Here is a 25,297-nt window from a genome sequence, read left to right on the forward strand (position 1 = left end):
CGTGCTAAACTGCCTGCCGTTTTCTTTTGCCCCGCCAACACGGAACCTCCATGGCCAAACGCCAGCTCAACCGCCGCCAGAACTGGCGCATCGAAAAGATCCAGGGTGAACGCGCCGCCCGCGCCGCCAAACGCGAGCAGCACGCCCTGCAGGAGCTCGAAGGCGGCGACCTGGGGCCCGAACAACTGGGCCTGGTGATCGCCCACTTCGGCGTCACGGTCGAGGTCGAGGCCCAGGACGGCGACGTCGCAGGCCAGGTGTTCCGCTGCCACTTGCGCGCCAACCTGCCGGCGTTGGTCACAGGTGACAAGGTGGTCTGGCGGGCCGGCAACCAGGGCAACGGCGTGATCGTCGCGCAGATGCCGCGCAGCACCGAGCTGTGTCGGCCGAACAACCACGGGCAACTCAAGCCAGTGGCGGCCAACGTCGACCTGATCGTGATCGTCTTCGCCCCGGCACCCGAGCCCCAGGCCAATCTCATCGACCGCTACCTGGTCGCCGCCGAGCACGCCGGCATCCGCCCGCTGCTGCTGCTGAACAAGGCCGACCTGATCAACGACGACAACGCAGCGACGCTCAATGCGTTGCTGGCAGTGTACCGCGACCTCGGTTACCCGCTGCTGGAGGTGTCTGCACACCACGGCGATGGCATGCAACGCCTGCAGCAGACACTGGACGAGCACATCAGCGTGTTCGTCGGGCAATCGGGCGTGGGCAAGTCGTCGCTGGTCAACAGCCTGCTGCCGCAGGCACAGACGCGAGTGGGCGACCTGTCGGAGTGGTCGGGCCAGGGTACCCACACCACCACCACCGCACGGCTCTACCACTTCCCCAACGGGGGCGACCTGATCGACTCACCCGGTATCCGCGAGTTTGGTTTGGCGCATGTCAGCCGGGACGATGTGGAAGCAGGCTTCATCGAATTCCGCGAACTGCTCGGCAACTGCCGCTTCCGCGACTGCAAGCACGACCGCGAGCCGGGGTGTGCGCTGCTCAAAGGGCTGGAGGAAGGGCGTATCTCGGCGCAGCGGATGCACAGCTACCGCTCGATCGTGGCTAGCCTGACGCAAGACACCTACTGAAGATGCAGGAGCGGCATTGCGCCGCTCTTGCCGATTACGTGCTCAGTTTTCCTTGGGCTCGTCCATCTTCAGCACGCCATCCTCGAAGATGTTCAGCTTCTGACGCAATTCACGCGGCTGCATCGGCGCCGCGCCATCGGCCGGCGCGGCGGAGGCACCAGGTGCTCCTGGCGCCGCATTGGCAGGCGGGGTCGGATTGGCCGGTGCTTCAGGTGCGCCCTGCTCGCCCTCGATATCCCGCTGGGCTTTCTTGGTCAGCACGATGATGTCGATCCGGCGGTTGACCGGATTGAACGGGTTCTCGCGGTCGAACAGCGACGAGGAGGCGTAACCCACCACCCTTGCGACCTGCCCATCCGGATAACCACCCGCCACCAGCGCACGTCGCGCGGCGTTGGCACGGTTGGCCGACAGCTCCCAGTTGCCGAAATCACCGATGCCGGCATAAGGCTTGGCATCGGTATGGCCGCTGACGCTGATCTTGTTCGGCACAGCCTTGATGGTGTCGGCCATCGCCAGCAGGATGTCTTCGAAGTAGGGCTTCAGGCGCGCACTGCCGAGGTCGAACATCGGTCGGTTCTCGGCGTCCATGATCTGGATGCGCAGTCCGTCCTGGGTGATCTCGAACAGGATCTGGTCCTTGAACTTCTGCAGTTGCGGATTTTCCTCGACCTTGTTCTGCAGCTCCTGCAGCAGCAGTTGCAGACGCTCCTGCTCGACCTGCTCGGCCATGGTCTCGATCCGGTCTTTGTCCATCTGCACGCTGGTGTCAGGCGTCGGCTCGGACTTCTCTTCCGGGTTGATGGTCTTTTCCGGTGCCAGCTGCGGCGAGCCGCCCAGGTCGATGACGTAGGGCGTACCGCTTTCGGAGAAGCCGATCGGGTCCTTGAAGTAGCCGGCGATGGCGATCTTCTGCTCCGGAGTGGCCGTGGACAGCAACCACAGCACCAGGAAGAACGCCATCATCGCCGTGGCGAAGTCGGCGAAGGCGATCTTCCAGGAACCGCCATGGTGGCCGTCGCCGTAGCGCTTGACGCGCTTGACGATGATGGGCTGATTGTTCTCCATGACTTAGCGACCGCGAACCGCTTGTTCCAGTTCGGCAAAGCTCGGTCGGTGCGCCGGGTACAGCACCTTGCGCCCGAACTCGACAGCCAGCGACGGCGGCATGCCGGACGCCGAGGCCACCAGCGAAGCCTTGATCGCCTCGTAGACGTTCAGTTCTTCCTTGGCATCGTGGCGCAGGCAGTTGGCCAGCGGGCCGAAGAAGCCGTAGGCGGCGAGAATACCGAAGAAGGTGCCGACCAGCGCTGCACCGACGTGCAGGCCGATGGACTTCTGGTCGCCATCGCCCAGCGAGGCCATGGTCACCACGATACCCAGTACCGCAGCGACGATACCGAAGCCGGGCATGGCGTCGGCGACACTGGTCACTGCATGGGACGGGTGCTCGAGGTCTTCCTTCATGCTCAGCAGCTCCATGTCGAACAGGCCTTCGAGCTCATGGGGCGCCATGTTGCCGGTCGACATGATGCGCAGGTAGTCGCAGACGAACGCGGTCATCCGCGCATCGCCCATGACCGCAGGGTACTTGGCGAAAATCGGGCTGGCCGCGGGATCCTCGATGTCACCCTCGATGGCCATCATGCCCTCGCGGCGACTCTTGTTGAGAATCTCGTAGATCAGGCCCAGCACTTCCAGGTAGAACGTATGGGTGAAGCGGCTGCCGAACATCTTCAGCGACTTCTTCATGACGTGCATGGTCATGTAGCCAGGGTTGGCCTGGAGAAACGCGCCAAAGGCCGCACCGCCGATGATCAGCACTTCGAACGGCTGGATCAGCGCCGCGATCTTGCCGTGGGAGAGCACGTATCCGCCGAGCACACTCGCGAATACGACGATGATGCCGATAATTTTAGCCATAGATTGAAAGCACTTGCTGTCGTGGTCAGGGTCAGGGGCGGAAGCTTGGAAACTCTTCTTCTCCTTATCGGCAGAACTGCGCCAGACTATAGCCACTCAATGCGAAAAGCCAGTTTGGACTGATGTCAAAATGCCAATCGAAACCAAGGTGCCAGCGCAGATCCCCTCCTCTCTAGATGCCTGGGTAAGGCTGCTCGACGGCATCCGCGTGCCGGTGCCCAAAGAAAGTCACGACCGCGTTCTGGCGGCCATCAACGACAACCGTCGCTCGCTGCGCGACATCGCCGAACTGATGCAGGACAGCCCGTCGCTGGTGCTGTGCGTGATGCGCGAAGCCAATCACCCGACCCACGCCAGCCAGGCCGAGCCCGCCGAGAGCCTGGAAGTCGCCCTGAATCGCCTGGGCCTGAGCCGCACCCTGCAACTGATGGGGCGCCTGCCATCGATACCGGGCGACGACATCCCCCCAGTACTGCGCCAGTTCCTGCTGATCAGCCAGCACGCCACCCAGCAGGCCAACGGCCTGTTCGCCAGCCGCCTGGCACGCCTGTGGCAGGAAATCCACTGGGGCAGCCTGCTGTTCCTCTCGCCACTGTGGGCGCTGGCCCTGGCCTACCCCAAGCTGCTCGACACCTGGGAACTGCGGGTCATTCACAAGGGCGAAGAAGCTTCAGAGGTGGAACATGCACTGTTTGGTGTGCGCATCATGGAGTTGTGCCGCGCCGTCGCCACACACTGGCGCCTGCCGGAATGGGTCACCCAGGGTTATCGCCTGCTGCTCGAAGAACGCGAGCAACTGGCCCAGGTGTTGAACATCGCCCGCGAGCCCGACGATCTGAGCAAGCAGCATCGACTGGACGAAGAGCCCGGGCTGCGCCGCTGGTTCAACCAACCGGCCAACACCGTGCTGTTGGCCAACGGCCTCGCGCTGTCGGCCCAGGTCGGCTGGGACAACCCGCACCTGCTGCGCTGGCAACTGCTCACAGCCATGTACCTGCAAACCACGCTGGACGATGTGCAGCAGCAAGTGCACCAGCAAGCGGCGGCCAGCGCCCGTCACCACGCCCGGCATGCGCTGTTCCACCCGGCCGAGGCGCTGATCTGGCCCTGGCAGCAGCGGCGTCCGCACCCGGACATGCTCACCCCGCCACCGCCACCCGCCCAAGACCTGGCGCGCTGGCGCACGCTGTGCGGCGACCTTCTTGCACAGCCCAGCCCCTTCACCAACACCGTGCACCTGGCCACCCAGGCACGCGAGGCGCTGCTGGCTTGCGGCATGCAGCGGGTGCTGTTGTTGTTGCTCGACAAACCCAACGACTGCCTGCGCGTCCAGCAAAGCGCCGGCCTGCCGCGCGAAGCCTCAGGGCTGACGTTGGCACTGGGCCAGAGCAAGCTGCTGCAAAAACTGCTGAGCAAAGCCGCGCAACTGCGCCTGACACCCGACAACCATGCCCAGTTTTCCGCCCTGCTGCCCGCACCGCTGCGTGCGCTGTTCCCCAGCGAACACCTGCTGTTGCGCTCGCTGGCCGTGAACGACCAGGTGCTGATGCTGGCGATCGCCGACCAGGGCGGCAAGCCGCTTGCCGACGTGAGCGTGCAGGCCTTCGGGAAAACCGCACAGTGTATCGAGCGCGCGCTGGCCAGCTTCGCCAACCGCAATGCCTGAGCCTTGCGCTACAATCGCACCTCCCTTGCTCCCCGGAGACCGTGGATGACTGATTTTTCCGGCTTGCCCCTGGTGATCGAAGCCGCCGACCTGCTGCCACGCCTGGATTCGCCTGAGCTGATCCTGGTCGACCTGAGCAGCGCCAACCGCTATGTCAGCGGCCATATCCCCGGCGCGCGGTTCGTCGAGGGCAAGCGCACCCAACTGGGCCAGCCCCCGGCCCCCGGCCTGCTGCCGACCCAGGCCGACCTGGAAAAGCTGTTCAGCGAGCTTGGCCATCGGGACGACGCGGTGTACGTGGTATACGACGACGAAGGCGGCGGCTGGGCCGGGCGCTTCATCTGGCTGCTCGACGTGATCGGCCACACGCGCTACCACTACCTCAACGGCGGCATCCAGGCCTGGCCCGCGGACAAGCTCGTCACTGAAGTGCCACCAGCCGCCAGCACGCCTGTACGCCTGCGCTTGCGCGCCGAACCCACCGCCACTCGCGAATACCTGCAAAGCCGCCTGGGCGCAGACGACCTGGTGGTCTGGGACGCCCGCGGCCCGCAGGAGTTCAATGGCGAGAAAGTCCTGGCAGCCAAGGGCGGCCATATCCCCGGCGCGGTCAACTTCGAGTGGACTGCCGGCATGGACCTCAACGACCACCTGCGCATTCGCAAGGACATCGCCGAAGTACTGCAGCAGTTGGGCATCACCCCTGACAAGGAAGTGATCACCCACTGCCAGACCCACCGTCGCTCCGGATTCACCTACCTGGTGGCCAAGTCACTCGGCTATCCACGGGTCAAGGCCTACGCCGGCTCGTGGAGCGAGTGGGGCAATCACCCGGACACGCCTGTAGAAGTTTAAGGAACCTGCATGAAATCCCGTCTGTTCATCATCAGCCAGCACCTGCTGCCGCATCACCTGCTGTCGCGCCTGGCCGGCTGCGTCGCCGAGTGCCGCGCACGCTGGTTCAAGAATGCCTTCACCGCCTGGTTCGCCAAACGCTACCAGGTGAACATGTCCGAGGCGCTGGTCGAAGACCTGACCGCCTACGAGCACTTCAACGCGTTCTTCACCCGCGCCCTCAAGCCCGGCGCGCGCCTCCTGGATGAAACCCCGGGCGCGATCCTGTGCCCGGCCGACGGCGCGGTCAGCCAGCTCGGCCCGATCGAGCACGGTCGCATCTTCCAGGCCAAGGGCCACAGCTTCAGCGCCCTCGAGCTGCTCGGTGGCGATCCGGCACTGGCCGCGCCGTTCATGGGCGGCGAGTTCGCCACCATCTACCTGTCGCCGAAGGACTACCACCGCGTGCACATGCCGCTGGCCGGCACCCTGCGTGAAATGGTCTACGTACCGGGCCGCCTGTTCTCGGTCAACCAGACCACGGCAGAAAACGTCCCGGAACTGTTCGCCCGCAACGAGCGCGTGGTTTGCCTGTTCGACACCGAACGCGGGCCGATGGCCGTAGTGCTGGTGGGGGCGATGATCGTTGCCTCGATCGAGACGGTCTGGGCCGGGCTGGTCACGCCGCCCAAGCGCGAACTGAAGACCTTCCGCTACGACGAAGCCAGCCGCGCGCCGATCTATCTGGAAAAAGGCGCGGAACTGGGGCGTTTCAAGTTGGGATCGACCGCGATCGTGCTGTTCGGACCAGAGCAGGTGAAATGGGCCGAAGCCCTGGGCGCCGGGTCTGCCGTACGCATGGGTGAGCAACTGGCGCTGCCGGCACAGGGCTGACTCAGGATTGGCGGGGCTGCTCTGCAGCCCCGCTGTTTCAGGGCCTTACGCGCGACCGTCGCGGTCACGCCAGCCGAGCAGGTACAGCACGCCATCGAGGCCCAGCGTGGAAATCGCCTGTTTGGCCGACTGACGCACCAGCGGCTTGGCGCGGAAGGCCACGCCCAGGCCGGCCAGCGACAGCATCGGCAGGTCGTTGGCGCCATCGCCCACGGCGATGGTCTGCTCCAGTTGCAATCCTTCCTTGTGCGCCAGCTCCTTCAGCAGGTCGGCCTTGCGCTGGGCATCGACAATCGGCTCGACCGCCACGCCCGTCACCTTGCCATCCACCACTTCCAGCTCATTGGCGAACACATAGTCGATGCCAAGGCGTGCCTGCACCTGCTTGGCGAAGTAGGAAAAACCGCCGGAGAGGATCGCAGTCTTGTAACCCAGGCGCTTGAGCTCGGCAAACAGGTGTTCGGCCCCTTCGGTCAGGCGTAGCGACGCGCCGATTTCGTCCAGCACGCCGACGTCCAGGCCCTTGAGCAGCGCCATGCGCTCCTTGAAGCTGGCACGGAAATCCAACTCGCCACGCATGGCGCGCTCAGTGATCGCCGACACCTGCTCGCCGACACCGGCAGCCTTGGCCAGCTCGTCGATCACCTCGGCCTCGATCAGCGTCGAATCCATGTCGAACACCGCCAGGCGGCGATTGCGACGGAACAGGTCATCCTGCTGGAAGGCGATGTCGACACCCAGCTCGGCCGACAATGCGAAGAAATCGGCGCGCAGGGCCTGGGCGTCGGTCGGTTCACCACGCACCGAGATTTCCAGGCAGGCGCGACTCTTGTCGGTGGCGGCGTCGAGCGCCACACGTGCCGACAGGCGCTCGATACGTTCGATGGTCAGGCCATATCGGCTGATGACCGCACTCACCCGCTGCAGTTGCTCAGGCGTGACCTTGCGGCTGAGCAGCGTGACGATGTGGCGATTATCGCCATGGCCGTCCACCCATTGCTGGTAGTCTGCCTCGGAGATCGGCGTGTAGCGCGCCTGCAGGTTCAGCTCATGGGCCTTGGACTGCACCCCCTGCAGCAAGCCGGTGGCGACTTCGTTGTCGGGAATATCGACCAGAATGCCGAACGACAGCGTGCCATGCATGACCGCAAGACCGATGTCGAGGATGTTCACACCGCCCTGGAGCAGGACGCCGGTGATGGCCGCAGTGAGACCCGGACGGTCTTCACCAGTGATATTGATCAGGACGATTTCGCGCAAGACCGGGCTCCAACTCGATGAAAAATGCGCATTCTACCCACTTTCCATGACCATCGGGCGCCATCGATACTTTGCCGACAAAACGCGGGTCGCTATACTGCCCAGCATCTATTCCGCCATAAAGAGCCGCGCTCTGTGAACCGGCCCACGCCTGTCAAAACCGACAACTTCTTTCTGATGATCTTCCGAGCCCTGCGCCAGCGTCGTATTCCCCTGGCATTGCGCATCGCCAGCCACAACATCTTCCTGGTGGCGCTGGCTCTGGTGATCTATGCCTGCGTGATGGGCCTGCAGTTCAAGCAGGCCATGCACGAGCAGGCCGATGCCGTCGGCCAGAGCCTGACCGTGCAGACCGCGACCTCGGCTACCGAGCTGCTGGTGTCCAACGACATCCTCAGCCTCAACGTGCTGCTGGGCAACCTGGTGAAGAACCCGCTGGTGGCCCACGCGGCGATCTACAGCGTCGACAACCGCATCCTCGCCGAGGCCGGGCAACGGCCGAAGAACAGCCTGCTGGGCGAGGCCGAAGGGGTCTACCAGACCAAGATCACCTTCCAGGACGTGACCGCCGGGCAACTGCGCATCAGCCTGGACATGAGCCAGTTCCAGCAACCCATGCTGATCAGCCTGCAGAGCATGGGTATTCTCGCGGCCATTCTGCTGGCGTTGGCGCTCACCCTCAGCCTGCGCCTGGGTCGCTTCATCTCGACGCCGCTGCTGCAACTGCGTGTCTGGCTGCGTGACCCGCACCCCTATACCCCGGCCATCGAGCGCCAGGACGAAATCGGCGATCTCGCTCGTCAGCTCCACGCCCGTCTGGCCCCGCCGCCACCGCCGGAGCCGGAAGAAGAGGAAGACGACGAGGATGATTTCGCCGACCTGCATGTCGAGGAGCCGCCACGCAAGGCCGCACCCAAGCCCGTAGCGGCCAGGGTGGCCGCCCAGGACGACGACGCAGACGACGACGCCTTTGCCGACCTGCTCGACGACACCGAGCACAGCCCCAAGGCGCTGGCCGCACCGGAATCTGACGAGCCGAACACCAGCGCCGTGCTCGCCGTGCAACTCGGCTCCCAGGAGCAACTGCGCCGTCTGCCACGCACGCGCCTGACCGAATTGCTGGAGCGTTATCGCGACTGCCTCGACCAGGCCGCGTCGCTGTACGAAGGTGAAGTGCACACCCTCGACGATGGCAGCACACTGCTGCTGTTCCACAGCCGTGACAGCGGCGAGGACTACCTCACCAACGCCATCTGCTGTGGCGAATTGCTGCGCGCCCTGGGCCACGCCCTGCAGATCGAGGTCGCCGACAGCGGTATCACCCTGCAGTTGCAGCTGGGCCTGGCGCTGGGTGAAGACCTGCTGGGCATGGATCAGGTCGAACTGCTGATGACCGAGAAGGCCCAGGATGCCCTGGCCCTGTCGCAACACAGCCGCAACCTGCTGCTGGTCGAGCGCCAGGTCAGCGACGACGCCCTGATCCGCCAGCGCGCGCGCATTCGCCCGATCGCCAGCCCTGAAGGCGCCTGCTGTGTCGAGCGACTGATGGAGCCCTACCCGTCGATGCTCGAGCGCCAGTTGGCGCGGATGCATGAGCGTCGGGCCTGAATGGCCTGATCCGCGGTGCAGTTGTCGAAGCGGCCCTGTGTCGCGAAAGGCCTGCAATCCGGCACCCACAAAAAAGCCCGCATCGCTGCGGGCTTTTTTGTGGGTGCTGAATCAGAACCGATAGACTTCCATATCGGTGCGGATCGGCGAAGCCATCGGAATCCTCGATTTCTCCGGCTCCTTCTTGACCTGAACTGGAGCCGCCGGCTTTTTCGGCGTCTCTTCAGCGACCGCTGGCTGGTTCGCCAGTGGCTTGACGGCAACGCTCAACTGCTCGACCAGCTTCTGCAGCAACTGCCCCTGGGCCTGGACTTGCGAGGCCTCGCTGCCCTCATGCTGTTGCTCGAGGTGGACGATACGGTTGTCGCGCACATGGCCACGACGGTCCAGCACGCGCCACTGGGCATCGAGGATCGCCGGCTGGTTGGCGCCCGAGTCCAGGCGGGTGATCGACAGCAGTACCTGCACATCCGGCGTGAAGCCGGCGCTGGCAGGTGCAAGCACGACACGCTGGCTGTCCAGGCGCCAGGCGAGCTGGCGCACCAGCAACTGGTCGATATCCGACGAAAGGCTGCCGGCCCAGCGACCGTCGGTCGCCGCAGTCAGGCTGCCATCGGCTTGGCGTTGCAGAAAGGTTTCACGTTGCAGGTAGTCGGCTACCGATACCGGACCTAGCACGACCGCCATGCCGGCAGCCTGCGAAGGCTGGCCGGGGTCGCCGCTGTCGAGTTGGTACAGGGCCACCGGCTGGTGCATGCTGCACCCGCTCAGACCCAGCAACCCCGTCATCAGCAGCGCAAATGGAAGGCGCAGAAATTTCATCATCCCATCCAAGCGGCCGCCGCCCGGCAACCGCAGTGATACTCGTGTGGATTCCCGCGGGCACACGGCCACGCCGGCCCCGCAAGGGGTGTATCATCCGCGAAATAGTCGCCAGACTCCAGCATTTCCGCCCGGAACGACGCTGAAAACGCCGTTCCAGGCGAACCACCGGTTTACTCCGGGCGCTCTACCGCCATGCCGTCGACCCGCTGGAAACCACGTGGCAATTTGCTACCACGACGTCCGCGTTCGCCTTTGTAATGTTCAAGGTCATCCGGCTTCAGTGACAGGGTACGCTTGCCAGCCTGCAATACAAGCGTCGATCCCTCGGCGATCACCGCCAGATCGGTGACGAATTCTTCACGACTGGCCACGCGATCACCCGGTACGCCAATGATCTTGTTGCCCTTGCCTTTGCCCAGTTGCGGCAGGTCGGCAACCTTGAACACCAGCAGGCGACCTTCGGTGGTGACCGCCGCCAGCCAGTCCTGCTCACGATCGGCGACGGGCCGCGGCGTCATCACCTTGGCGCCATTGGGCAGGCTGAGCAGCCCTTTGCCCGCCTTGTTCTTGGCCTGCAGATCCTCGCCCTTGACCACGAAACCGTAGCCAGCATCGGATGCCACCACATACAGCGCATCATCGTCCGGCAGCAGCACGCACTCGAAGGTGGCGCCCGGCGGCGGCGTCAGACGCCCGGTCAGCGGCTCGCCCTGGCCACGGGCCGATGGCAGGCTGTGGGCTGCCAGCGAATAGCTGCGCCCGGTGGAGTCGATAAGCACCGCGAATTGGTTGGAACGCCCCGCCGCTGCAGCCTTGAAGCCATCGCCAGCCTTGTACGAAAGGCCTGTGGCATCGATATCGTGGCCCTTGGCACAACGTACCCAGCCTTTTTCCGACAGCACAACGGTGACCGGCTCGGTCGGCATCAGCTCGTTTTCCGACAGCGCCTTGGCCTCGGCGCGCTCGACGATTGGCGAACGGCGATCGTCGCCGTAAGTTTCGGCGTCCTTGATCAGTTCGCTACGTACCAGCTTGCGCAGCTTCGTCTCGCTGCCCAGCAGGGCCTGCAGCTTGGCCTGCTCCTTGAGCAACTCGTCCTGCTCGCCACGGATCTTCATCTCTTCCAGGCGCGCCAGCTGACGCAGGCGGGTCTCGAGGATGTAGTCGGCCTGAATCTCGGTCAGCTCGAAGCGCTCGATCAGCGCCTGCTTGGGATGATCCTCGGTGCGGATGATGTGAATCACTTCATCCAGGTTGAGGAACGCTGTGAGCAAGCCATCCAGCAGGTGCAGGCGCTTCTCGACCTTGTCGAGGCGGAACTGCAGGCGGCGGCGTACGGTGCCGATGCGGAACTGCAGCCACTCCTGCAACAGCGTGCGCAGGTTCTTCAACTGAGGACGGCCATCGAGGCCGATGATGTTGACGTTGACCCGGTAGCTGTTTTCAAGATCGGTGGTGGCGAACAGATGCTGCATCAGTTCGTCGGCGTCCACACGGTTGGAGCGCGGAATGATGACGATGCGGCACGGGTTCTCGTGGTCCGACTCGTCACGCAGGTCGGCGACCATCGGCAGCTTCTTGTTCTGCATCTGCGCGGCGATCTGCTCCAGCACCTTGGCACCGGACACCTGATGCGGCAGAGCAGTGACCACGATGTCGCCGTCCTCGACACGGTACACCGCGCGCATGCGAATCGAGCCCTTGCCGGTTTCGTAGATCTTCTGGATCTCGGCCCGTGGCGTGACGATCTCGGCTTCGGTTGGGTAGTCAGGGCCCTGGATGTGCTCGCACAGCTGCTCGATGGTTGCCTTAGGCTCGTCGAGCAGGCGCACGCAGGCGCTGGCGACTTCACGCAGGTTGTGCGGCGGCACGTCGGTGGCCATGCCCACGGCGATGCCGGTGGTGCCGTTGAGCAGGATGTTCGGCAGGCGCGCCGGCAATACCTGCGGCTCCTGCAGGGTGCCGTCGAAGTTCGGCACCCAGTCGACGGTGCCCTGGCCCAGTTCGCTGAGCAGCACCTCGGAGTAGCGCGACAGCCGCGCCTCGGTGTAACGCATGGCAGCGAACGACTTCGGATCGTCCGGCGCACCCCAGTTGCCCTGGCCGTCGACCAGCGTGTAGCGGTAGCTGAACGGCTGCGCCATCAGCACCATGGCTTCGTAGCACGCCGAGTCGCCGTGGGGGTGGAACTTGCCGAGCACGTCGCCGACGGTACGCGCCGACTTCTTGTGCTTGGAGTCGGCATCCAGCCCCAGTTCGCTCATGGCATAGACGATGCGTCGCTGCACCGGCTTGAGGCCGTCGCCGACGTGCGGCAGGGCGCGGTCCATGATCACGTACATGGAGTAGTTGAGGTAGGCCTGTTCGGTGAAGTCGGCCAGGGAACGGCGTTCGACGCCTTCGAGACTGTCCAGTAAGTCGCTCATGCGAGCCTCGTCATTTCAGGTTCTGGCGCAGCAGCATGGTGCCGCCGCGCTGAGTAAATTCAAGTTGTTTCAACGCGCTCATGCCGAGCAGCACCGTCTGTCCGTCCAGCCCGGGCACCACCAGGGCACGCACATCGCGCAGGCGGATATCGCCCAACTGCAGGCTGTCGAGCCGTGTGCGATAGCCCTCGGTGCGGCCATTGGCGGTGCTGAGCATCACCGGCGCGCCGCGCTGCAGCGCCAGATCACGGGCAAGTGCCTCGGGGATCGCCACATCGGTGGCACCGGTATCGAGCATGAAATGCACGACCTTGCCGTTGATCGCGCCATCGGCGACGAAGTGGCCCTGGCCATTGCCCAGCAGGCGCACCTCGACAAAGCCTTCGCCGCGCTCGGACTGCACGACACTGTTGGGGTTCTGCTGGCGATCCTCCCACTGCCCGAAAAAGCGCGTGGCAAGAAACATCGCCGCCGCCCAGGCGAGGACCATCAGGACCCGGCCCGCCCGCTTGCCCGCTGGCTGGCTCAAGGCTCCGCGCTCCAGCCGCCCGCAGGCGCGGCAAAGCGCCAGACGATAGGGCGGGTTTCACCATCGGCACGGGTGCCGTTGTTGTTGTCCAGGCCGATCCAGGCGCCGTCCTTGTCGATCACCAGCGCTTCGGCCAGGCCGAACGGCTGGTCGTAGCGACGCGTGTCGACCAGGGCATCGGCGGCGAACGACCAGCAGCGCTCGACCGCTCCGGTGTCGGCATCACGTCGGCAAATGCGGAAGGCATTGCGCTCCAGGGTGAACAGCTTGCCGTCGAACAGTGCAAGGTCGGCGAAGTCCCGCGACAGTGCCCGCGAGCCGGGCATCTGTGACGGTTGCATCTCCACTCCGGCCTCGCTGAGCAGCACACAACTGCGTCCGCAGGTCCATACCGCTTGCTGACGCTGCACGGCGATCAGCCCACGACGCTCGCGCTCGGCAGCCAACCACAGGCGGTCACCGGCCGGATTGATGGCCAGGCCTTCGAACAAGGCATTGAAGTGCAGCAGCATGCCACTGGCACGGGCCTGGCGAACCATGGCCGGATCGATCTTCAACCAGTTCGGCTCGCCCTCGACGGGCAATTGCAACACCGCCGCATGTGCCTCGCTGACCACATAGAAGTTGCCCGCGCTGTCACAGGTGATGCCTTCGAAATCCAGCTCGCCGCCACGAATGAACGATACCGCCCAGTTGCGTGACTTCAGCCCCCAGGGCAGCCCGCTCTCCGGCACTGGTGGCGGGGTGAAGGCCAGGGCCTCTGCCCGCCACACACCTTCCTGTTGCTCCAGCCGGTAGATACGATCGTCGTCGCGGTCCGAGACACCCCACAGGGCGCCACGGCACAGGGCCAGGCCCGACAGGTTGCCGCCGCGCATGCCCTCGATCGGGTGCTCGCCGGTGAGCTTGAGCTCCGGCCAGTCGCTGGCGAAACTCGCCAAACTGGCCAGCGCGAGCAAGGCTGCGACAAGCAGACGAATCAAACCAGGACCTCGGCCAGGTTGCCTTTGGTCTCCAGCCAGTTCTTGCGATCGCCCGCACGCTTCTTGGCGAGCAGCATGTCCATGATCTCTGTGGTGCCGGCCAGGTCATCCAAGGTGAGCTGCACCAGGCGCCGAGTGTTCGGATCCATGGTCGTTTCGCGCAATTGTGGCGGGTTCATTTCGCCCAGGCCCTTGAATCGGGTGACCTGGGGTTTGCCACGTTTCTTCTCGGCGACCAAGCGGTCGAGAATGCCATCGCGCTCGGCTTCGTCGAGGGCGTAGTAGATCTCCTTGCCCAGGTCGATACGGTACAGCGGCGGCATGGCCACATAGACGTGCCCGGCCTCGACCAGCGGGCGGAAATGCTGGACGAACAGCGCGCACAGCAGCGTGGCGATGTGCAAGCCGTCGGAGTCGGCGTCGGCGAGGATGCAGATCTTGCCGTAGCGCAGTTGCGACAGGTCGGTGGCACCTGGGTCTACGCCGATGGCCACGGCAATGTTGTGCACCTCCTGGCTGGCGAGCACTTCGCCGCCATCGACTTCCCAGGTGTTGAGGATCTTCCCGCGCAGGGGCAGGATCGCCTGGAACTCCTTGTCACGCGCTTGCTTGGCCGAACCACCTGCCGAGTCGCCCTCGACCAGGAACAGTTCGGCACGCATCGGGTCCTGCCCGGCGCAATCGGCCAGTTTGCCGGGCAATGCCGGCCCCTGGGTGATGCGCTTGCGCTCGACCTTCTTGCTCGCCTTGAGGCGACGGCCGGCGTTGCTGATCGCCAGCTCCGCCAGTTGCATGCCCAGCTCCGGGTGGGCGTTGAGCCACAGGCTGAAGGCATCCTTGACTACGCCGGAAACGAACGCCGCGGCCTCGCGAGACGACAGGCGCTCCTTGGTCTGGCCGGAGAACTGCGGCTCCTGCATTTTCATCGAGAGCACGAAGGTGATGCGCTCCCACACGTCCTCAGGCGCCAGCTTGACGCCACGCGGCAGCAGGTTGCGGAACTCGCAGAACTCGCGCATGGCATCGAGCAGGCCCTGGCGCAGGCCGTTGACGTGGGTGCCACCCTGGGCGGTGGGGATCAGGTTGACGTAGCTTTCCTGAACGCTGTCGCCGCCCTCAGGCAGCCACAGCAGCGCCCAATCAACAGCTTCTTTATTACCGGCCAGGCTGCCGCAGAACGGCTCGTCGGGCAGACGCTGGAATTCGCTGACCGAGTCGACCAGGTAGGAGCGCAGCCCATCCTCGTAGTGCCACTCGACTTTCTCGCCGGTGCCCTTGTCCTCGAAGCTGATCGACAGCCCCGGGCACAGCACGGCCTTGGCCTTGAGCACGTGCTTGAGACGGCTGATGGAAAATTTGGCCGAATCGAAATACTTGGGATCGGGCGCGAAGTAGACGCTGGTACCGGTGTTGCGCTTGCCGACCGTGCCGATTACTTCCAGCTCGGTGGCCTTGAAACCATCGGCGAAGGTCATCTGGTATTCATTGCCGTCGCGCTTGACCCGCACGCGGACCTGGGTCGACAGGGCGTTGACCACCGAAATGCCCACGCCGTGCAGGCCGCCGGAGAACTGGTAGTTCTTGTTGGAAAACTTGCCGCCGGCGTGCAGCTTGGTAAGGATCAGCTCGACACCCGAGACGCCTTCTTCAGGGTGGATATCCACCGGCATGCCGCGACCATCGTCGCTGACTTCCAGCGAATGGTCGGCATGCAGCACGACCTGGATCGACCGGGCATGACCGGCGAGGGCTTCGTCGACGCTGTTGTCGATGACTTCCTGGGCCAGGTGGTTGGGCCGGCTGGTGTCGGTATACATGCCCGGCCGCTTGCGGACCGGGTCAAGGCCGGAGAGGACTTCGATGGCGTCTGCGTTATAGGCGCTAGCGCTGGGATTGGCCATGGGTTCTCGTCGTCAGTCTGGTGAGTGCAAAAAAGGTCAAAATACAGAAAAATCAAGCGCCGCATACTGCGCGCGGGCAATGCCGGCGAAGGCCAGCAGGGCCGGCAGGCGCTCGGCGAAACCCTGGAAACTGTGATCACCGCCCGCCTCGATACGCAGGGCGCAGGCCCGGTAATAACGTTCGGCATGGCGATAGTCCAGCGTTTCATCAGCAGTCTGCAACCACACCTGATAACGCGAGGCGTCCTGGGGCGGCGGCACCTCCAGTTCGGCCAGGGCCTGAACGTGGTCGAGGGTCAGTTCCCAGGTTTCCTCGCTGTAGTGATTGCGCTGCGTGCCGAGGTAGCCGTCGAAATGCTTGTGCGGGGTCACTGCCGGGTTGACCAGCAGGGCCTTGAGGCCATGGCGCTCGGCCAGGTGCGTGGCATAGTAGCCGCCGAGGGAGCTGCCGACCAGCAGCGGAGCACCGAGCTCGGCGATAGCCGTCTCGAGCTGGGCCATGGCCTGGCGCGGATGGTGATGCAGGGCCGGGACGCACAGGTGGTCGCCCAGACCCAACTGCTGCATCACCGCTTCGAGCTGGCGCGCCTTGGCGGACAACGGCGAGCTGTTGAAGCCATGGATATAGAGGATGGAACCCGACATGCTGCCCCCGGAATCTGTGGCTTCGCGCCCGACGATGCGGGCACAGGGACGCGCAGTGTAGCGCGTTCGCCGGGTTTTGGCGCAAGGGTGGGATTTTCGCAACACAATCTTCAAATCCCACGGCTGCCGCGGTCTTTGCAAGAGCGGTAGCCTGTCAGTAACCCGGACTGTTGAAATCCAGGGTCACCACAAAATCCTTCGCCCGCTCGACGCCGGTTTCGAGCCGCCCGTCGGCATGCAGCCGCAGCCAGCGATACCCCGGCTGTTCTTCGCTGACCTTGAAGTCTTCGCTGTGCGCGGCGAACTGGATGCAGGTCGAGGGCGTGGCCAGCAAGCGAATACCGTCGCGGACCTCGTCCCACTCCTGATGGATGTGCCCCCACAGCAACGCCTTCACCTGTGGATAAGTCCGCAGACACTGCAGCAGCTCATCGGCATTGCGCAAGCCGATCGGCGCAATCCAGGCGCAGCCGATATCCACCGGCTGGTGGTGGCAGCACACCAGGCAGTGGCGCTCACCCGCCGACGCCAAAGCCGCATCGAGGGCCGCCAGCTGGTCTTGTTCAAGAAGCCCGTGGGTGGCACCCAGTACCGCCGAGTTGAGCATCACCACGCGCCAGGCGCCAATGTCGGTAACGGCATGGACCAGATCGGGCGCCACACGCGCCATGACCTCGGCCTCGTCATGGTTGCCCGGCAACCAACGGGTCGGCACGGCAAAACCGTCGGTCAGCTCGCGGAACGCCGCGTATGAGTTCACGCTGGCGTCCTGGGACAGGTCACCGGTGCACAGCAACAGGTCGATGCGCGGCTGCTCGCGCCGCACCTGGCTCACCACGTGGCGCAGGCTGTCACGGGTGTTGAGGCCCAGCAAGGTGCCAGCCGGATCGGCGAACAGGTGGGCGTCGGTGAGCTGCACCACATGCACCGGAGCCTGCGCGGGAGGGGTTGGTGAATGCGACAACGGCCGTCTCCTTGATCGGATTCGGCACGATTATGGCCGCAGAAAGAGTTGGAGCAAATACTCGAAACCAACCGGCGTCACATTTCAACGCACGGTTTCGAACTCGTGGCCGCAGGCCAGGCAATGGCTCAGCCACTCACCGAGGAACAGGTTGAGCTGGGCCTTCTCGTCGGGCTGGTGCATGGCCGCGTTGGGATACGGGTAGATGCTGCGCAGACGCCGGGTGTGCTCGGCACTCACCACTTCGGCCATGCGTGCATCGTGATAGACCTGCACTTCGAGTTGCGGCACCGGCAGCCACGGCAGGCTGTGCTCCTGGCATACCCGCAGCGTGGTGGTGTAGGGGCAGGCCAGCACCACGTCGAGCACCAGCACGCCGAGCATCTGGTCGCCCTGGGTCATGCCGATGCGTCGCGAGCTTTGCGTGGTACGCATGTCCGGCAGCAGGCGCATCAGCCGCGCGTAGTTGGCCTCGCAGGCTGCCTGCAGGCCGACGAGATCGACCCGGTAGCGTTCGCGCAGCAGGTTCACTTCCACATCCCCCGGACTTCGTCACGGTTCAGCGCCAGCCACTGCAGGGCGATGATGCTTGCCGCGTTGGCGATGCGTCCGTCACGTACTGCCTGCAACGCATCCTCGAACGACCAGACACGCACGCGGATGTCCTCGCCCTCTTCCTCCAGCCCGTGCAGGCCACCGGCACCCTCGCTGCTGCAACGCCCGAGAAACAGATGAACAAACTCGTCACTGCCACCAGGCGACGGGAAGTAACGGGTCATCGGCCACAGCGCGCAGAAGCTCAAGCCTGCCTCTTCTTCGGCTTCGCGGTGGGCGACTTCCTCAGGTTGCTCATCCTTGTCGATCAGCCCGGCGACCAGTTCGATCAGCCAGGGATTGTCGGTCTTGTCCAGCGCACCGACGCGGAACTGCTCGATCAGCACCACTTCGTCACGCAGCGGATCGTAGGGCAGCACGCAGACGGCGTCGTGGCGCACGAACAGCTCGCGGCTGATCTCGCGTCCCATGCCACCGGCAAACAGTTCGTGGCGCAGGCGCACCTTGTCGAGCTTGTAGAAGCCCTGGAAGCAATTGGCCCGTTCGACGATCTCGACCGCCCTGGGCACCGAATTCAAGGTGTCTGACATGGAATTCCTCGTTACATCAACGACTGCGTCGCGCCATCCTACTCTGCGTGCCGCCAGCTTTCATCCCTTTCCGGCGACCGGGACAGGCTGTTCTCACTCTGTTAGCTTAGTGGCGAACCGAAGGCCCTGCCGACGGTCCAAGGCCGATCATCCATGTTCTGCAAGGATCACCATGACGCTCGTCAAACTGACTGCCGTCGCCCTGCTGGCGTTGACCCTCGGCGCCTGCCAGAGCTTGTTCACGCCCAACTATCGCGCACCGCTCGAGGTCAAGCGCGAAGCCTGGGAGCACGTCAAACCCGGTTGCAGCGAGCGCGATTGCCCGCTGGTGAACATCGACACCGTACACTTCCCGGCGCTGCCCAAGCTCGATGCCATCGTCGAGCGTCGCTTGCTGCAACTGACCGAAGACAACCAGCGCGGCACCGCACCCACCACGCTGCAGCAGTACGAGCAGCAATACCTGGCCAGCGCGCAAGCGCGCAACAGCAGCTACCTGCAGGCCAAGGTACGCGAGCAGCATGACGGACTGGTGATCGTCGAGCTGTCCAGTTACCTGGACAGCGGCGGCGCCCACGGCATGCCAGGGCGGGCCTTCATCAACTATTCACGCAAGCAGGACAAGGTCCTCACGCTGCAGGACATGCTGGTGCCCGGCCAGGAGGAGACCTTCTGGAAGACCGTCGAGGAGTCGCACCGCGCCTGGCTGATCAGCACCGGCATGGACAAGGACGCCGAGTTCGTGAAGACCTGGCCATTCAAGCGCTCGCCGCACATCGCCCTGACGTACGGCGCGGTGGTGGTGAAGTATGAGGTCTACGCGATCGCGCCCTATTCCATGGGCCACGTCGAACTGAAGATCCCTTATCCGCGCCTGAACGGCGTCATCAAGCCCGAACTGTTTCCCGGCCGCGGATAGCACGCAGCACCCCATATAGGCCACCTGCCAGCAGCAAGGCTGGCAGGGTCGCGCCCAGCTCCGGCGCCTTGTTCGCCAGCAGGTGGTAGACCACCACCCCCGCCAGCCAGGCCAGCAGCGCCGGCCAATGCAGCCCTGGCACCTGCTGCGGCATGCGGCGACGGCGGATCACGAAGTGATCCATCAGCACCACGCCGAACAGCGGCGCGAACACCGAACCGATCAGCAGCAGGAAGTTCTGGTACTGGGCCAGCGGCGCCAGCAACGCGATCAGGGTGCACAGCAGGCCGATCGCCAGCGCCAGGTGCTCCACCTTGAGCTTTACCAACAAGCCTGTGGACACTGCCGCCGAATGAATGTCGGCGAAGGCGTTTTCCGACTCGTCCAGCAGGATCAGCAACAGCGGGATACCAAGCCCGGCGCCAGCCAGGGCCAGCAGCAGGGCATTCACCTCACCGCTCGGGGCGAACGCCAGGGTGTAGGCCACGCCCAGGCTCATCAGCCAGGCGTTGCCGATGAAAAAGCCCAGCGCGGTGCCACCGAAGACTCGGCTGGCACGCTTGCCGAAACGCGAGTAGTCGGCGATCAGCGGCAGCCACGACAGCGGCATGGCGATGACGATATCGAAGCCCACCGCCAGTGACAGCGAGCCATCGCCGGGGCGACGCCAGAGGTCGGCAAGATCGGCCTTGGCGAACAGGTTCCAGGTCAGCCACAGGCAGGCACCGAGCAACAGCCAGATCCCCCACTTGCGCAGCACCTTGCGCACGAAGGCCAGCGGCCCGCTGACGGCGAGCAGGGTTGCCAGTGCGCCGAAGCACAGGGTCCAGAGCAGCGGGCTGTTCCAGGCACTGCCTTCGCCGAAGGTGCGTGCGCCCAGCAGGCTGGCGGCGTCACGCATGACAATGATCTCGAACGATCCCCACCCGACCAGCTGCAGCAGGTTGAGCAGTGCCGGCAGGCGCGCGCCATGGCGCCCCAGCGACAGGCGCAGACCGGCCATCGCAGAGAGGCCGGTATCACTGCCGGTCACCCCGACCGCTGCCAGCAACAGCACCCCGACCGCAGTCCCGAGCACGATCGCCAGCACCGAGCCCGCCAGGCCCAGGCCCGGCGCCAGCAAGGCGCCGACCTGCAGCACCATCAGGCCGATGCCGAGGGAAAACCACAGCGAGAACAGGTCGCGGGCGCCGAACAGGCGCTGGCTGGAAGGGACCGGGTGATCGGGGGAGAAATGGCTGGGGGTGGTCATTGGAAGGGTCGCCAAAGGAGTTGGGGTCTGTGGTGAAGTCTCCGGCCCTTTCGCGGGCAAGCCCGCTCCCAAAAACCTGTAGGAGCGGGCTTGCCCGCGAAAGCGCCAGAGGCCTCGATACAAATGCAACGGCAGAGTGGCTCACCACCACCCTGCCGGCATCATTTACACCTTGTGATAAATCTGGCTGCCTTCCTGGCGGAAGCGCTCGGCCTGCTCGCGCATGCCTTGCTCGGCAGTCACATCCACGGTCTCGATCTTGGCCGCGTACTCACGCACTTCCTGGGTGATCTTCATCGAACAGAACTTCGGCCCGCACATCGAGCAGAAGTGCGCAACCTTGGCCGACTCCTTGGGCAGGGTCTCGTCGTGGAACGAGCGGGCGGTGTCCGGATCCAGGCCGAGGTTGAACTGGTCTTCCCAGCGGAACTCGAAGCGCGCCTTGGACAATGCGTTGTCGCGGATCTGCGCGCCCGGGTGGCCCTTGGCAAGGTCGGCGGCGTGCGCGGCGATCTTGTAGGTGATGATGCCGGTCTTGACGTCATCCTTGTTCGGCAGACCCAAGTGCTCCTTGGGCGTGACGTAGCAGAGCATGGCGCAGCCGAACCAGCCGATCATCGCCGCACCGATACCGGAGGTGATGTGGTCGTAGCCCGGAGCGATGTCGGTGGTCAGCGGGCCGAGGGTGTAGAACGGCGCCTCGTCGCAGCACTCGAGCTGCTTGTCCATGTTCTCCTTGATCAACTGCATCGGCACGTGGCCTGGGCCTTCGATCATGCACTGCACGTCGTGCTTCCAGGCGATCTTGGTCAGCTCGCCGAGGGTTTCCAGCTCACCGAACTGGGCCGCGTCGTTGGCGTCGGCGATCGAGCCCGGACGCAGGCCATCGCCCAGCGAGAAGCTGACGTCGTAGGCCTTCATGATTTCGCAGATCTCGTCGAAATGCGTATAGAGGAAGTTCTCCTTGTGATGCGCCAGGCACCACTTGGCCATGATCGAACCGCCACGGCTGACAATCCCGGTGACACGCTTGGCCGTCAGCGGCACATAGCGCAGCAATACGCCGGCATGGATGGTGAAGTAGTCCACGCCCTGCTCGGCCTGCTCGATCAGGGTGTCGCGGAACAGCTCCCAGGTCAGGTCTTCGGCAACGCCGTTGACTTTTTCCAGGGCCTGGTAGATCGGCACGGTGCCGATCGGGACCGGCGAGTTGCGAATGATCCACTCGCGGGTCTCGTGGATGTGCTTGCCGGTGGACAGGTCCATGACCGTGTCCGAACCCCAACGGATACCCCAGGTCAGCTTGGCCACTTCTTCCTCGATCGAGGAGCCCAGGGCGCTGTTGCCGATGTTGCCGTTGATCTTCACCAGGAAGTTGCGGCCGATGATCATCGGCTCGAGTTCGGTGTGGTTGATGTTGGCAGGGATGATCGCGCGACCGCGGGCGATCTCTTCACGCACGAACTCGGGGGTGATCTCCTTCGGGATGCTGGCACCGAAGCTGTGCCCGGCGTGCTGCTGGTCGAGCAGGCCGGCAGCGCGCGCCTCCTGCAGCTTCATGTTCTCGCGGATGGCGACGTATTCCATCTCGGCGGTGATGATGCCCTGGCGCGCGTAGTGCATCTGCGAGACGTTGGCGCCGGCCTTGGCGCGGCGCGGATTGCGTACGTGGGCGAAGCGCAGCTTGGCGAGTTCGGCGTCGTTCAGCCGCTGCTGGCCGAAATTAGAGCTCAGGCCTTCCAGGCGCTCGGTGTCGCCACGCGCGTCGATCCAGGCCGAGCGCACATCGCCCAGGCCCTTGCGCACATCGATGATGACGTTGGGGTCGGTGTAGGGGCCGGAAGTGTCATAGACCAGCACCGGGGCGTTCTTCTCGCCGCCGAAGTCGGTAGGGGTGTCGTGCAGGCTGATCTCGCGCATCGGCACGCGGATGTCCGGGCGCGAGCCCTGGACGTAGACCTTGCGCGAATTGGGCAGGGGTTGCACGGACTGCTGGTCGACTTTGGCCGACTCGCTCAGGCTGATCGCTTTTTCTTGTTTACTCATCACAGGCTCTCCAGACAGCTTCCTAGCGGGCGGAATGTCGGGGAGAACCTGAAAGGCGCGGACGCACCCCTTGGATGGAGTGCAGTGCCGGATACATGGGGGTGCCTTGGCTGCATGACAGCGCTGACATTCCCGGACCTGGCACAAGAGGCTCCCCGGGAAGGCGAGCAATCTTGTTCCCTACGCAGGCGCTAACCTGATCAGGTTCAACGGGATCCGGAAACTCTCCGATCTCAGCCTTCGATTCAAGGCACCCCGACAAGAACGTGCGCAGTCTAGACTGGAGTGGTCGGCAAAGCCAAGCCCGTAAATGCACGGGAGACGAAAGGCGCAACAGGCGGATTGTTGCCGACGGCGCGCGGCACTACACTGGCGCATCGCACGATACTCAACAGTTCAGAAATTCAATTTCGTACAAGGATTGCCCTATGCTGCGCAAACTTTCACTGGCGATTGCCGTGTCTTGTGCGTCCAACGGAGTGGTCTGGGCAGCGGATGTGCCCACGACGGTGAAGACCGACCTGGTCAGCGTCTACCAGGAAGCGGTGAACAACAACGCCGACCTCGCCGCCGCCCGCGCCGACTACGGCGCCCGCCGCGAAGTGGTGCCCCAGGCCAGGGCAGGCCTGCTGCCCAATCTGTCCGCCGGTGCAGAAATGATGAACACCCGCACCAAGCTGGACGAACCCTCGATCACCTCCAACCGCAGCGGTAACTCCTGGAGTGCCACGCTGTCGCAGCCGATCTTCCGTGCCGACCGCTGGTTCCAGCTGCAGGCCGCCGAGGCGGTCAACGAGCAAGCGGCGCTGGAGCTGTCGGCCACCGAGCAGAACCTGATCCTGCAAACGGCCGAAAACTACTTCGCTGTCTTGCGCGCGCAGGACAACCTGGCCTCGACCAAGGCCGAGGAAGCAGCATTCAAGCGCCAGCTCGACCAATCCAACGAGCGTTTCGACGTCGGGCTCTCCGACAAGACCGACGTACTGCAATCCCAGGCCAGCTACGACACCGCCCGTGCCAACCGGATCATCGCCGAGCGCCAGGTGCAGGACGCGTTCGAGGCGCTGGTGACCCTGACCAACCGTGAGTACGGATCGCTGCAGGGTGTGGTCCACAGCCTGCCGGTGCAGGTGCCGGCGCCCAACGACGCCAAGGCCTGGGTGGAGACCGCCGCAAGGCAGAACCTCAACCTGCTGGCGACCAACCACGCCGTCGATGCCGCCGAGGAAACCTTGCGCCAGCGCAAGGCCGGCCACGCCCCGACCCTCGACGCCGTGGCGCGCTACCAGAAAGGCGACAACGACAACCTCGGCTTCACCAACCCAGCGCCACAACCAGGCGTGCGCTACGGCGGTGATGTGGAGCAGACCAGCATTGGCCTGCAGTTGAACATCCCGATCTACAGCGGCGGGCTGACCAGCTCGCAGGTGCGTGAAGCCTATGCCCGCCTGAGCCAAAGCGAACAGCAGCGCGAAAGCCTGCGCCGCCAGGTGGTGGAGAACACCCGCAACCTGCACCGCGCGGTGAATACCGATGTGGAGCAGGTGCAGGCCCGCAAGCAGTCGATCATCTCCAACCAGAGCGCCCTGGAAGCTACCGAGATCGGCTATCAGGTCGGAACCCGCAACATCGTCGATGTGCTCGACGCCCAGCGTCAGCTCTACACGTCGGTGCGCGACTACAACAACAGCCGCTACGACTACATCCTCGACAACCTGCGCCTCAAACAGGCCGCTGGCACCCTGAGCCCGCAAGATTTGCAGGACCTGGGGCGCTACCTGAAAGCCGACTACAACCCGGACAAGGACTTCCTGCCACCGGATCTGGCTGCGGCAGCGGCGAAGAACTTCGAACGGCGACCCTGAACCAGACCCCAACGCACTTCAAGAGAGCGGCCTGCACGTGCGCCCCACGTGCAGGCCGCTCGCCACTTCAGTTCATTGTGAATCGCACATCGAGCACTTCACCGTTCATCTCGATCGAGCTCCTGCAGTCTGCCAACTCCGACCCGGAGGACGTCGTGCTGGCCCTCACCTCGCGGCTCGATGCATCGAAACGAAGGGTGAACTTGCAGCGCTTGCCACCACTGGTCAGGGTGACGGATTCCTTGAAGTTCTTCCCTCCAAACGCTTTCTCCAGGAACCACAGTCGCCCCCTGGACTCATCGTCCACTGCGAAGGAAGCGTTCCAATCCGGAGTGAGGAAGTCCCCGGCATGATCGATCTTCGCCTTGGAGTCCGCGTAATCGACCATCATGCTGACCCGTGGCGCCGGGGCGGCCTTTCCCGGGTAGGGCCGCGGTACGATGAAGGCATGAGCCGGCAGGACCACTACCGACAGCAATAGCGCTAATGTCTTGAATACCATGATGTTTACCTTGATCAAAGCGCGCCGG

The 25,297-nt window shown here is 64.3% G+C and carries 22 protein-coding genes and 1 riboswitch; of the genes, 7 read left to right on the forward strand and 15 right to left on the reverse strand.

Annotation, left to right across the window (positions count from 1 at the left end; translation table 11 throughout):
• Positions 1-50 precede the first annotated feature (50 nt).
• Positions 51-1,082 carry a small ribosomal subunit biogenesis GTPase RsgA gene (gene rsgA / locus ACK3BK_RS22790; protein ID WP_186665913.1) on the forward strand — a complete coding sequence of 344 codons (1,032 nt, stop codon included), beginning with the start codon at positions 51-53 and terminating at the stop codon, positions 1,080-1,082.
• A gap of 42 nt (positions 1,083-1,124) precedes the next feature.
• On the opposite strand, the gene motB is transcribed toward rsgA, so the two are convergent.
• Both motB and motA read right to left on the reverse strand, forming a co-directional pair.
• Complete coding sequence (gene motB / locus ACK3BK_RS22795; protein WP_411383377.1) at positions 1,125-2,150, reverse strand: flagellar motor protein MotB; 1,026 nt, start codon at positions 2,148-2,150, stop codon at positions 1,125-1,127.
• Positions 2,151-2,153: 3 nt separating this feature from the next.
• Positions 2,154-3,005, reverse strand: coding sequence for a flagellar motor stator protein MotA (gene motA, locus ACK3BK_RS22800; RefSeq protein WP_151926055.1), 852 nt, complete (start codon positions 3,003-3,005; stop codon positions 2,154-2,156).
• Positions 3,006-3,135: 130 nt separating this feature from the next.
• Here motA and ACK3BK_RS22805 point away from each other — a divergent pair, with 130 nt between their 5' ends.
• From ACK3BK_RS22805 to asd, 3 genes are read left to right on the forward strand one after another with little or no spacing between them, the layout of a single operon-like run.
• Entirely contained in the window at positions 3,136-4,671 is a 1,536-nt protein-coding gene (locus ACK3BK_RS22805; RefSeq protein WP_186709716.1) for an HDOD domain-containing protein, read from the forward strand.
• A gap of 45 nt (positions 4,672-4,716) precedes the next feature.
• Positions 4,717-5,526: a rhodanese-like domain-containing protein gene (locus tag ACK3BK_RS22810; protein ID WP_186709718.1), complete on the forward strand. Its 810-nt coding sequence runs from the start codon at positions 4,717-4,719 to the stop codon at positions 5,524-5,526.
• 9 nt (positions 5,527-5,535) lie between these two features.
• Positions 5,536-6,399: an archaetidylserine decarboxylase gene (gene asd, locus ACK3BK_RS22815; protein ID WP_411383378.1), complete on the forward strand. Its 864-nt coding sequence runs from the start codon at positions 5,536-5,538 to the stop codon at positions 6,397-6,399.
• Positions 6,400-6,444: 45 nt separating this feature from the next.
• On the opposite strand, the gene serB is transcribed toward asd, so the two are convergent.
• A complete protein-coding gene (gene serB, locus ACK3BK_RS22820; protein ID WP_186665910.1) occupies positions 6,445-7,659 on the reverse strand; it encodes a phosphoserine phosphatase SerB in 1,215 nt (404 codons plus the stop codon).
• A 135-nt stretch (positions 7,660-7,794) separates the two neighbouring features.
• Between serB and ACK3BK_RS22825 the strand changes: the two genes are divergently transcribed.
• Positions 7,795-9,267: a histidine kinase gene (locus ACK3BK_RS22825; RefSeq protein ID WP_186711414.1), complete on the forward strand. Its 1,473-nt coding sequence runs from the start codon at positions 7,795-7,797 to the stop codon at positions 9,265-9,267.
• A 111-nt stretch (positions 9,268-9,378) separates the two neighbouring features.
• Here ACK3BK_RS22825 and ACK3BK_RS22830 read toward each other — a convergent pair whose 3' ends face one another.
• The 9 genes from ACK3BK_RS22830 to ACK3BK_RS22870 form a co-directional block, all read right to left on the reverse strand.
• Entirely contained in the window at positions 9,379-10,089 is a 711-nt protein-coding gene (locus ACK3BK_RS22830) for a membrane integrity-associated transporter subunit PqiC (protein ID WP_186665908.1), read from the reverse strand.
• A 173-nt stretch (positions 10,090-10,262) separates the two neighbouring features.
• Positions 10,263-12,518 (reverse strand): DNA topoisomerase IV subunit A, encoded by a 2,256-nt coding sequence (parC, locus tag ACK3BK_RS22835; RefSeq protein WP_186665907.1) that lies wholly within the window; start codon positions 12,516-12,518, stop codon positions 10,263-10,265.
• Between the two features lie 10 nt (positions 12,519-12,528).
• Positions 12,529-13,047 carry a TIGR02281 family clan AA aspartic protease gene (locus tag ACK3BK_RS22840; RefSeq protein ID WP_186665905.1) on the reverse strand — a complete coding sequence of 173 codons (519 nt, stop codon included), beginning with the start codon at positions 13,045-13,047 and terminating at the stop codon, positions 12,529-12,531.
• Positions 13,044-14,030 carry an esterase-like activity of phytase family protein gene (locus tag ACK3BK_RS22845; RefSeq protein ID WP_411383379.1) on the reverse strand — a complete coding sequence of 329 codons (987 nt, stop codon included), beginning with the start codon at positions 14,028-14,030 and terminating at the stop codon, positions 13,044-13,046. Before ACK3BK_RS22845 ends, ACK3BK_RS22840 begins: the two co-directional genes overlap by 4 nt.
• Positions 14,027-15,931 carry a DNA topoisomerase IV subunit B gene (gene parE / locus ACK3BK_RS22850; RefSeq protein WP_054893165.1) on the reverse strand — a complete coding sequence of 635 codons (1,905 nt, stop codon included), beginning with the start codon at positions 15,929-15,931 and terminating at the stop codon, positions 14,027-14,029. The genes ACK3BK_RS22845 and parE overlap by 4 nt, the downstream gene beginning before the upstream one ends.
• Before the next feature lie 36 nt (positions 15,932-15,967).
• Positions 15,968-16,576, reverse strand: coding sequence for a YqiA/YcfP family alpha/beta fold hydrolase (locus ACK3BK_RS22855; protein ID WP_411383380.1), 609 nt, complete (start codon positions 16,574-16,576; stop codon positions 15,968-15,970).
• 154 nt (positions 16,577-16,730) lie between these two features.
• Entirely contained in the window at positions 16,731-17,540 is an 810-nt protein-coding gene (gene cpdA, locus ACK3BK_RS22860) for a 3',5'-cyclic-AMP phosphodiesterase (protein ID WP_189657734.1), read from the reverse strand.
• An 84-nt stretch (positions 17,541-17,624) separates the two neighbouring features.
• Positions 17,625-18,077 carry a DUF1249 domain-containing protein gene (locus tag ACK3BK_RS22865; RefSeq protein WP_186665899.1) on the reverse strand — a complete coding sequence of 151 codons (453 nt, stop codon included), beginning with the start codon at positions 18,075-18,077 and terminating at the stop codon, positions 17,625-17,627.
• A complete protein-coding gene (locus ACK3BK_RS22870) occupies positions 18,068-18,685 on the reverse strand; it encodes an NUDIX domain-containing protein (protein ID WP_186665897.1) in 618 nt (205 codons plus the stop codon). The genes ACK3BK_RS22865 and ACK3BK_RS22870 overlap by 10 nt, the downstream gene beginning before the upstream one ends.
• 172 nt (positions 18,686-18,857) lie before the next feature.
• Between ACK3BK_RS22870 and ACK3BK_RS22875 the strand changes: the two genes are divergently transcribed.
• Positions 18,858-19,604, forward strand: a complete 747-nt coding sequence (locus ACK3BK_RS22875; protein ID WP_186665896.1) for an RsiV family protein — start codon at positions 18,858-18,860, stop codon at positions 19,602-19,604.
• Here the strand turns inward: ACK3BK_RS22875 and cytX are convergent.
• Positions 19,573-20,856, reverse strand: a complete 1,284-nt coding sequence (gene cytX / locus ACK3BK_RS22880) for a putative hydroxymethylpyrimidine transporter CytX (RefSeq protein WP_411383381.1) — start codon at positions 20,854-20,856, stop codon at positions 19,573-19,575. The two genes, ACK3BK_RS22875 and cytX, sit on opposite strands and share 32 nt — an antisense overlap.
• Positions 20,857-21,021: 165 nt before the next feature.
• Positions 21,022-22,902, reverse strand: coding sequence for a phosphomethylpyrimidine synthase ThiC (thiC, locus tag ACK3BK_RS22885; RefSeq protein WP_411383382.1), 1,881 nt, complete (start codon positions 22,900-22,902; stop codon positions 21,022-21,024).
• 160 nt (positions 22,903-23,062) lie between these two features.
• A riboswitch (TPP riboswitch) is annotated at positions 23,063-23,170 on the reverse strand.
• Between the two features lie 160 nt (positions 23,171-23,330).
• Between thiC and ACK3BK_RS22890 the strand changes: the two genes are divergently transcribed.
• Positions 23,331-24,767, forward strand: a complete 1,437-nt coding sequence (locus ACK3BK_RS22890) for a TolC family outer membrane protein (protein ID WP_054893157.1) — start codon at positions 23,331-23,333, stop codon at positions 24,765-24,767.
• Between the two features lie 67 nt (positions 24,768-24,834).
• On the opposite strand, the gene ACK3BK_RS22895 is transcribed toward ACK3BK_RS22890, so the two are convergent.
• The gene (locus tag ACK3BK_RS22895; RefSeq protein WP_186665893.1) at positions 24,835-25,269 is read right to left on the reverse strand and encodes a hypothetical protein; all 435 of its coding nucleotides are present in this window, start codon (positions 25,267-25,269) and stop codon (positions 24,835-24,837) included.
• Between the last annotated feature and the right edge of the window lie 28 nt (positions 25,270-25,297).

The organism is Pseudomonas sp. L7 (assembly GCF_046605565.1).
In the GTDB taxonomy this organism is placed as follows: domain Bacteria; phylum Pseudomonadota; class Gammaproteobacteria; order Pseudomonadales; family Pseudomonadaceae; genus Aquipseudomonas; species Aquipseudomonas wayambapalatensis.

Excerpts from the sequence above, each read along its gene's own strand:
- rsgA (WP_186665913.1), top strand. The coding sequence starts at position 51 with ATGGCCAAACGCCAGCTCAACCGCCGCCAGAACTGGCGCATCGAAAAG.
- motB (WP_411383377.1), bottom strand. The coding sequence starts at position 2,150 with ATGGAGAACAATCAGCCCATCATCGTCAAGCGCGTCAAGCGCTACGGC.
- motA (WP_151926055.1), bottom strand. The coding sequence starts at position 3,005 with ATGGCTAAAATTATCGGCATCATCGTCGTATTCGCGAGTGTGCTCGGC.
- ACK3BK_RS22805 (WP_186709716.1), top strand. The coding sequence starts at position 3,136 with ATGCCAATCGAAACCAAGGTGCCAGCGCAGATCCCCTCCTCTCTAGAT.
- ACK3BK_RS22810 (WP_186709718.1), top strand. The coding sequence starts at position 4,717 with ATGACTGATTTTTCCGGCTTGCCCCTGGTGATCGAAGCCGCCGACCTG.
- asd (WP_411383378.1), top strand. The coding sequence starts at position 5,536 with ATGAAATCCCGTCTGTTCATCATCAGCCAGCACCTGCTGCCGCATCAC.
- ACK3BK_RS22830 (WP_186665908.1), bottom strand. The coding sequence starts at position 10,089 with ATGAAATTTCTGCGCCTTCCATTTGCGCTGCTGATGACGGGGTTGCTG.
- parC (WP_186665907.1), bottom strand. The coding sequence starts at position 12,518 with ATGAGCGACTTACTGGACAGTCTCGAAGGCGTCGAACGCCGTTCCCTG.
- parE (WP_054893165.1), bottom strand. The coding sequence starts at position 15,931 with ATGGCCAATCCCAGCGCTAGCGCCTATAACGCAGACGCCATCGAAGTC.
- ACK3BK_RS22855 (WP_411383380.1), bottom strand. The coding sequence starts at position 16,576 with ATGTCGGGTTCCATCCTCTATATCCATGGCTTCAACAGCTCGCCGTTG.
- ACK3BK_RS22870 (WP_186665897.1), bottom strand. The coding sequence starts at position 18,685 with ATGTCAGACACCTTGAATTCGGTGCCCAGGGCGGTCGAGATCGTCGAA.
- ACK3BK_RS22875 (WP_186665896.1), top strand. The coding sequence starts at position 18,858 with ATGACGCTCGTCAAACTGACTGCCGTCGCCCTGCTGGCGTTGACCCTC.
- cytX (WP_411383381.1), bottom strand. The coding sequence starts at position 20,856 with ATGACCACCCCCAGCCATTTCTCCCCCGATCACCCGGTCCCTTCCAGC.
- thiC (WP_411383382.1), bottom strand. The coding sequence starts at position 22,902 with ATGAGTAAACAAGAAAAAGCGATCAGCCTGAGCGAGTCGGCCAAAGTC.
- ACK3BK_RS22890 (WP_054893157.1), top strand. The coding sequence starts at position 23,331 with ATGCTGCGCAAACTTTCACTGGCGATTGCCGTGTCTTGTGCGTCCAAC.
- ACK3BK_RS22895 (WP_186665893.1), bottom strand. The coding sequence starts at position 25,269 with ATGGTATTCAAGACATTAGCGCTATTGCTGTCGGTAGTGGTCCTGCCG.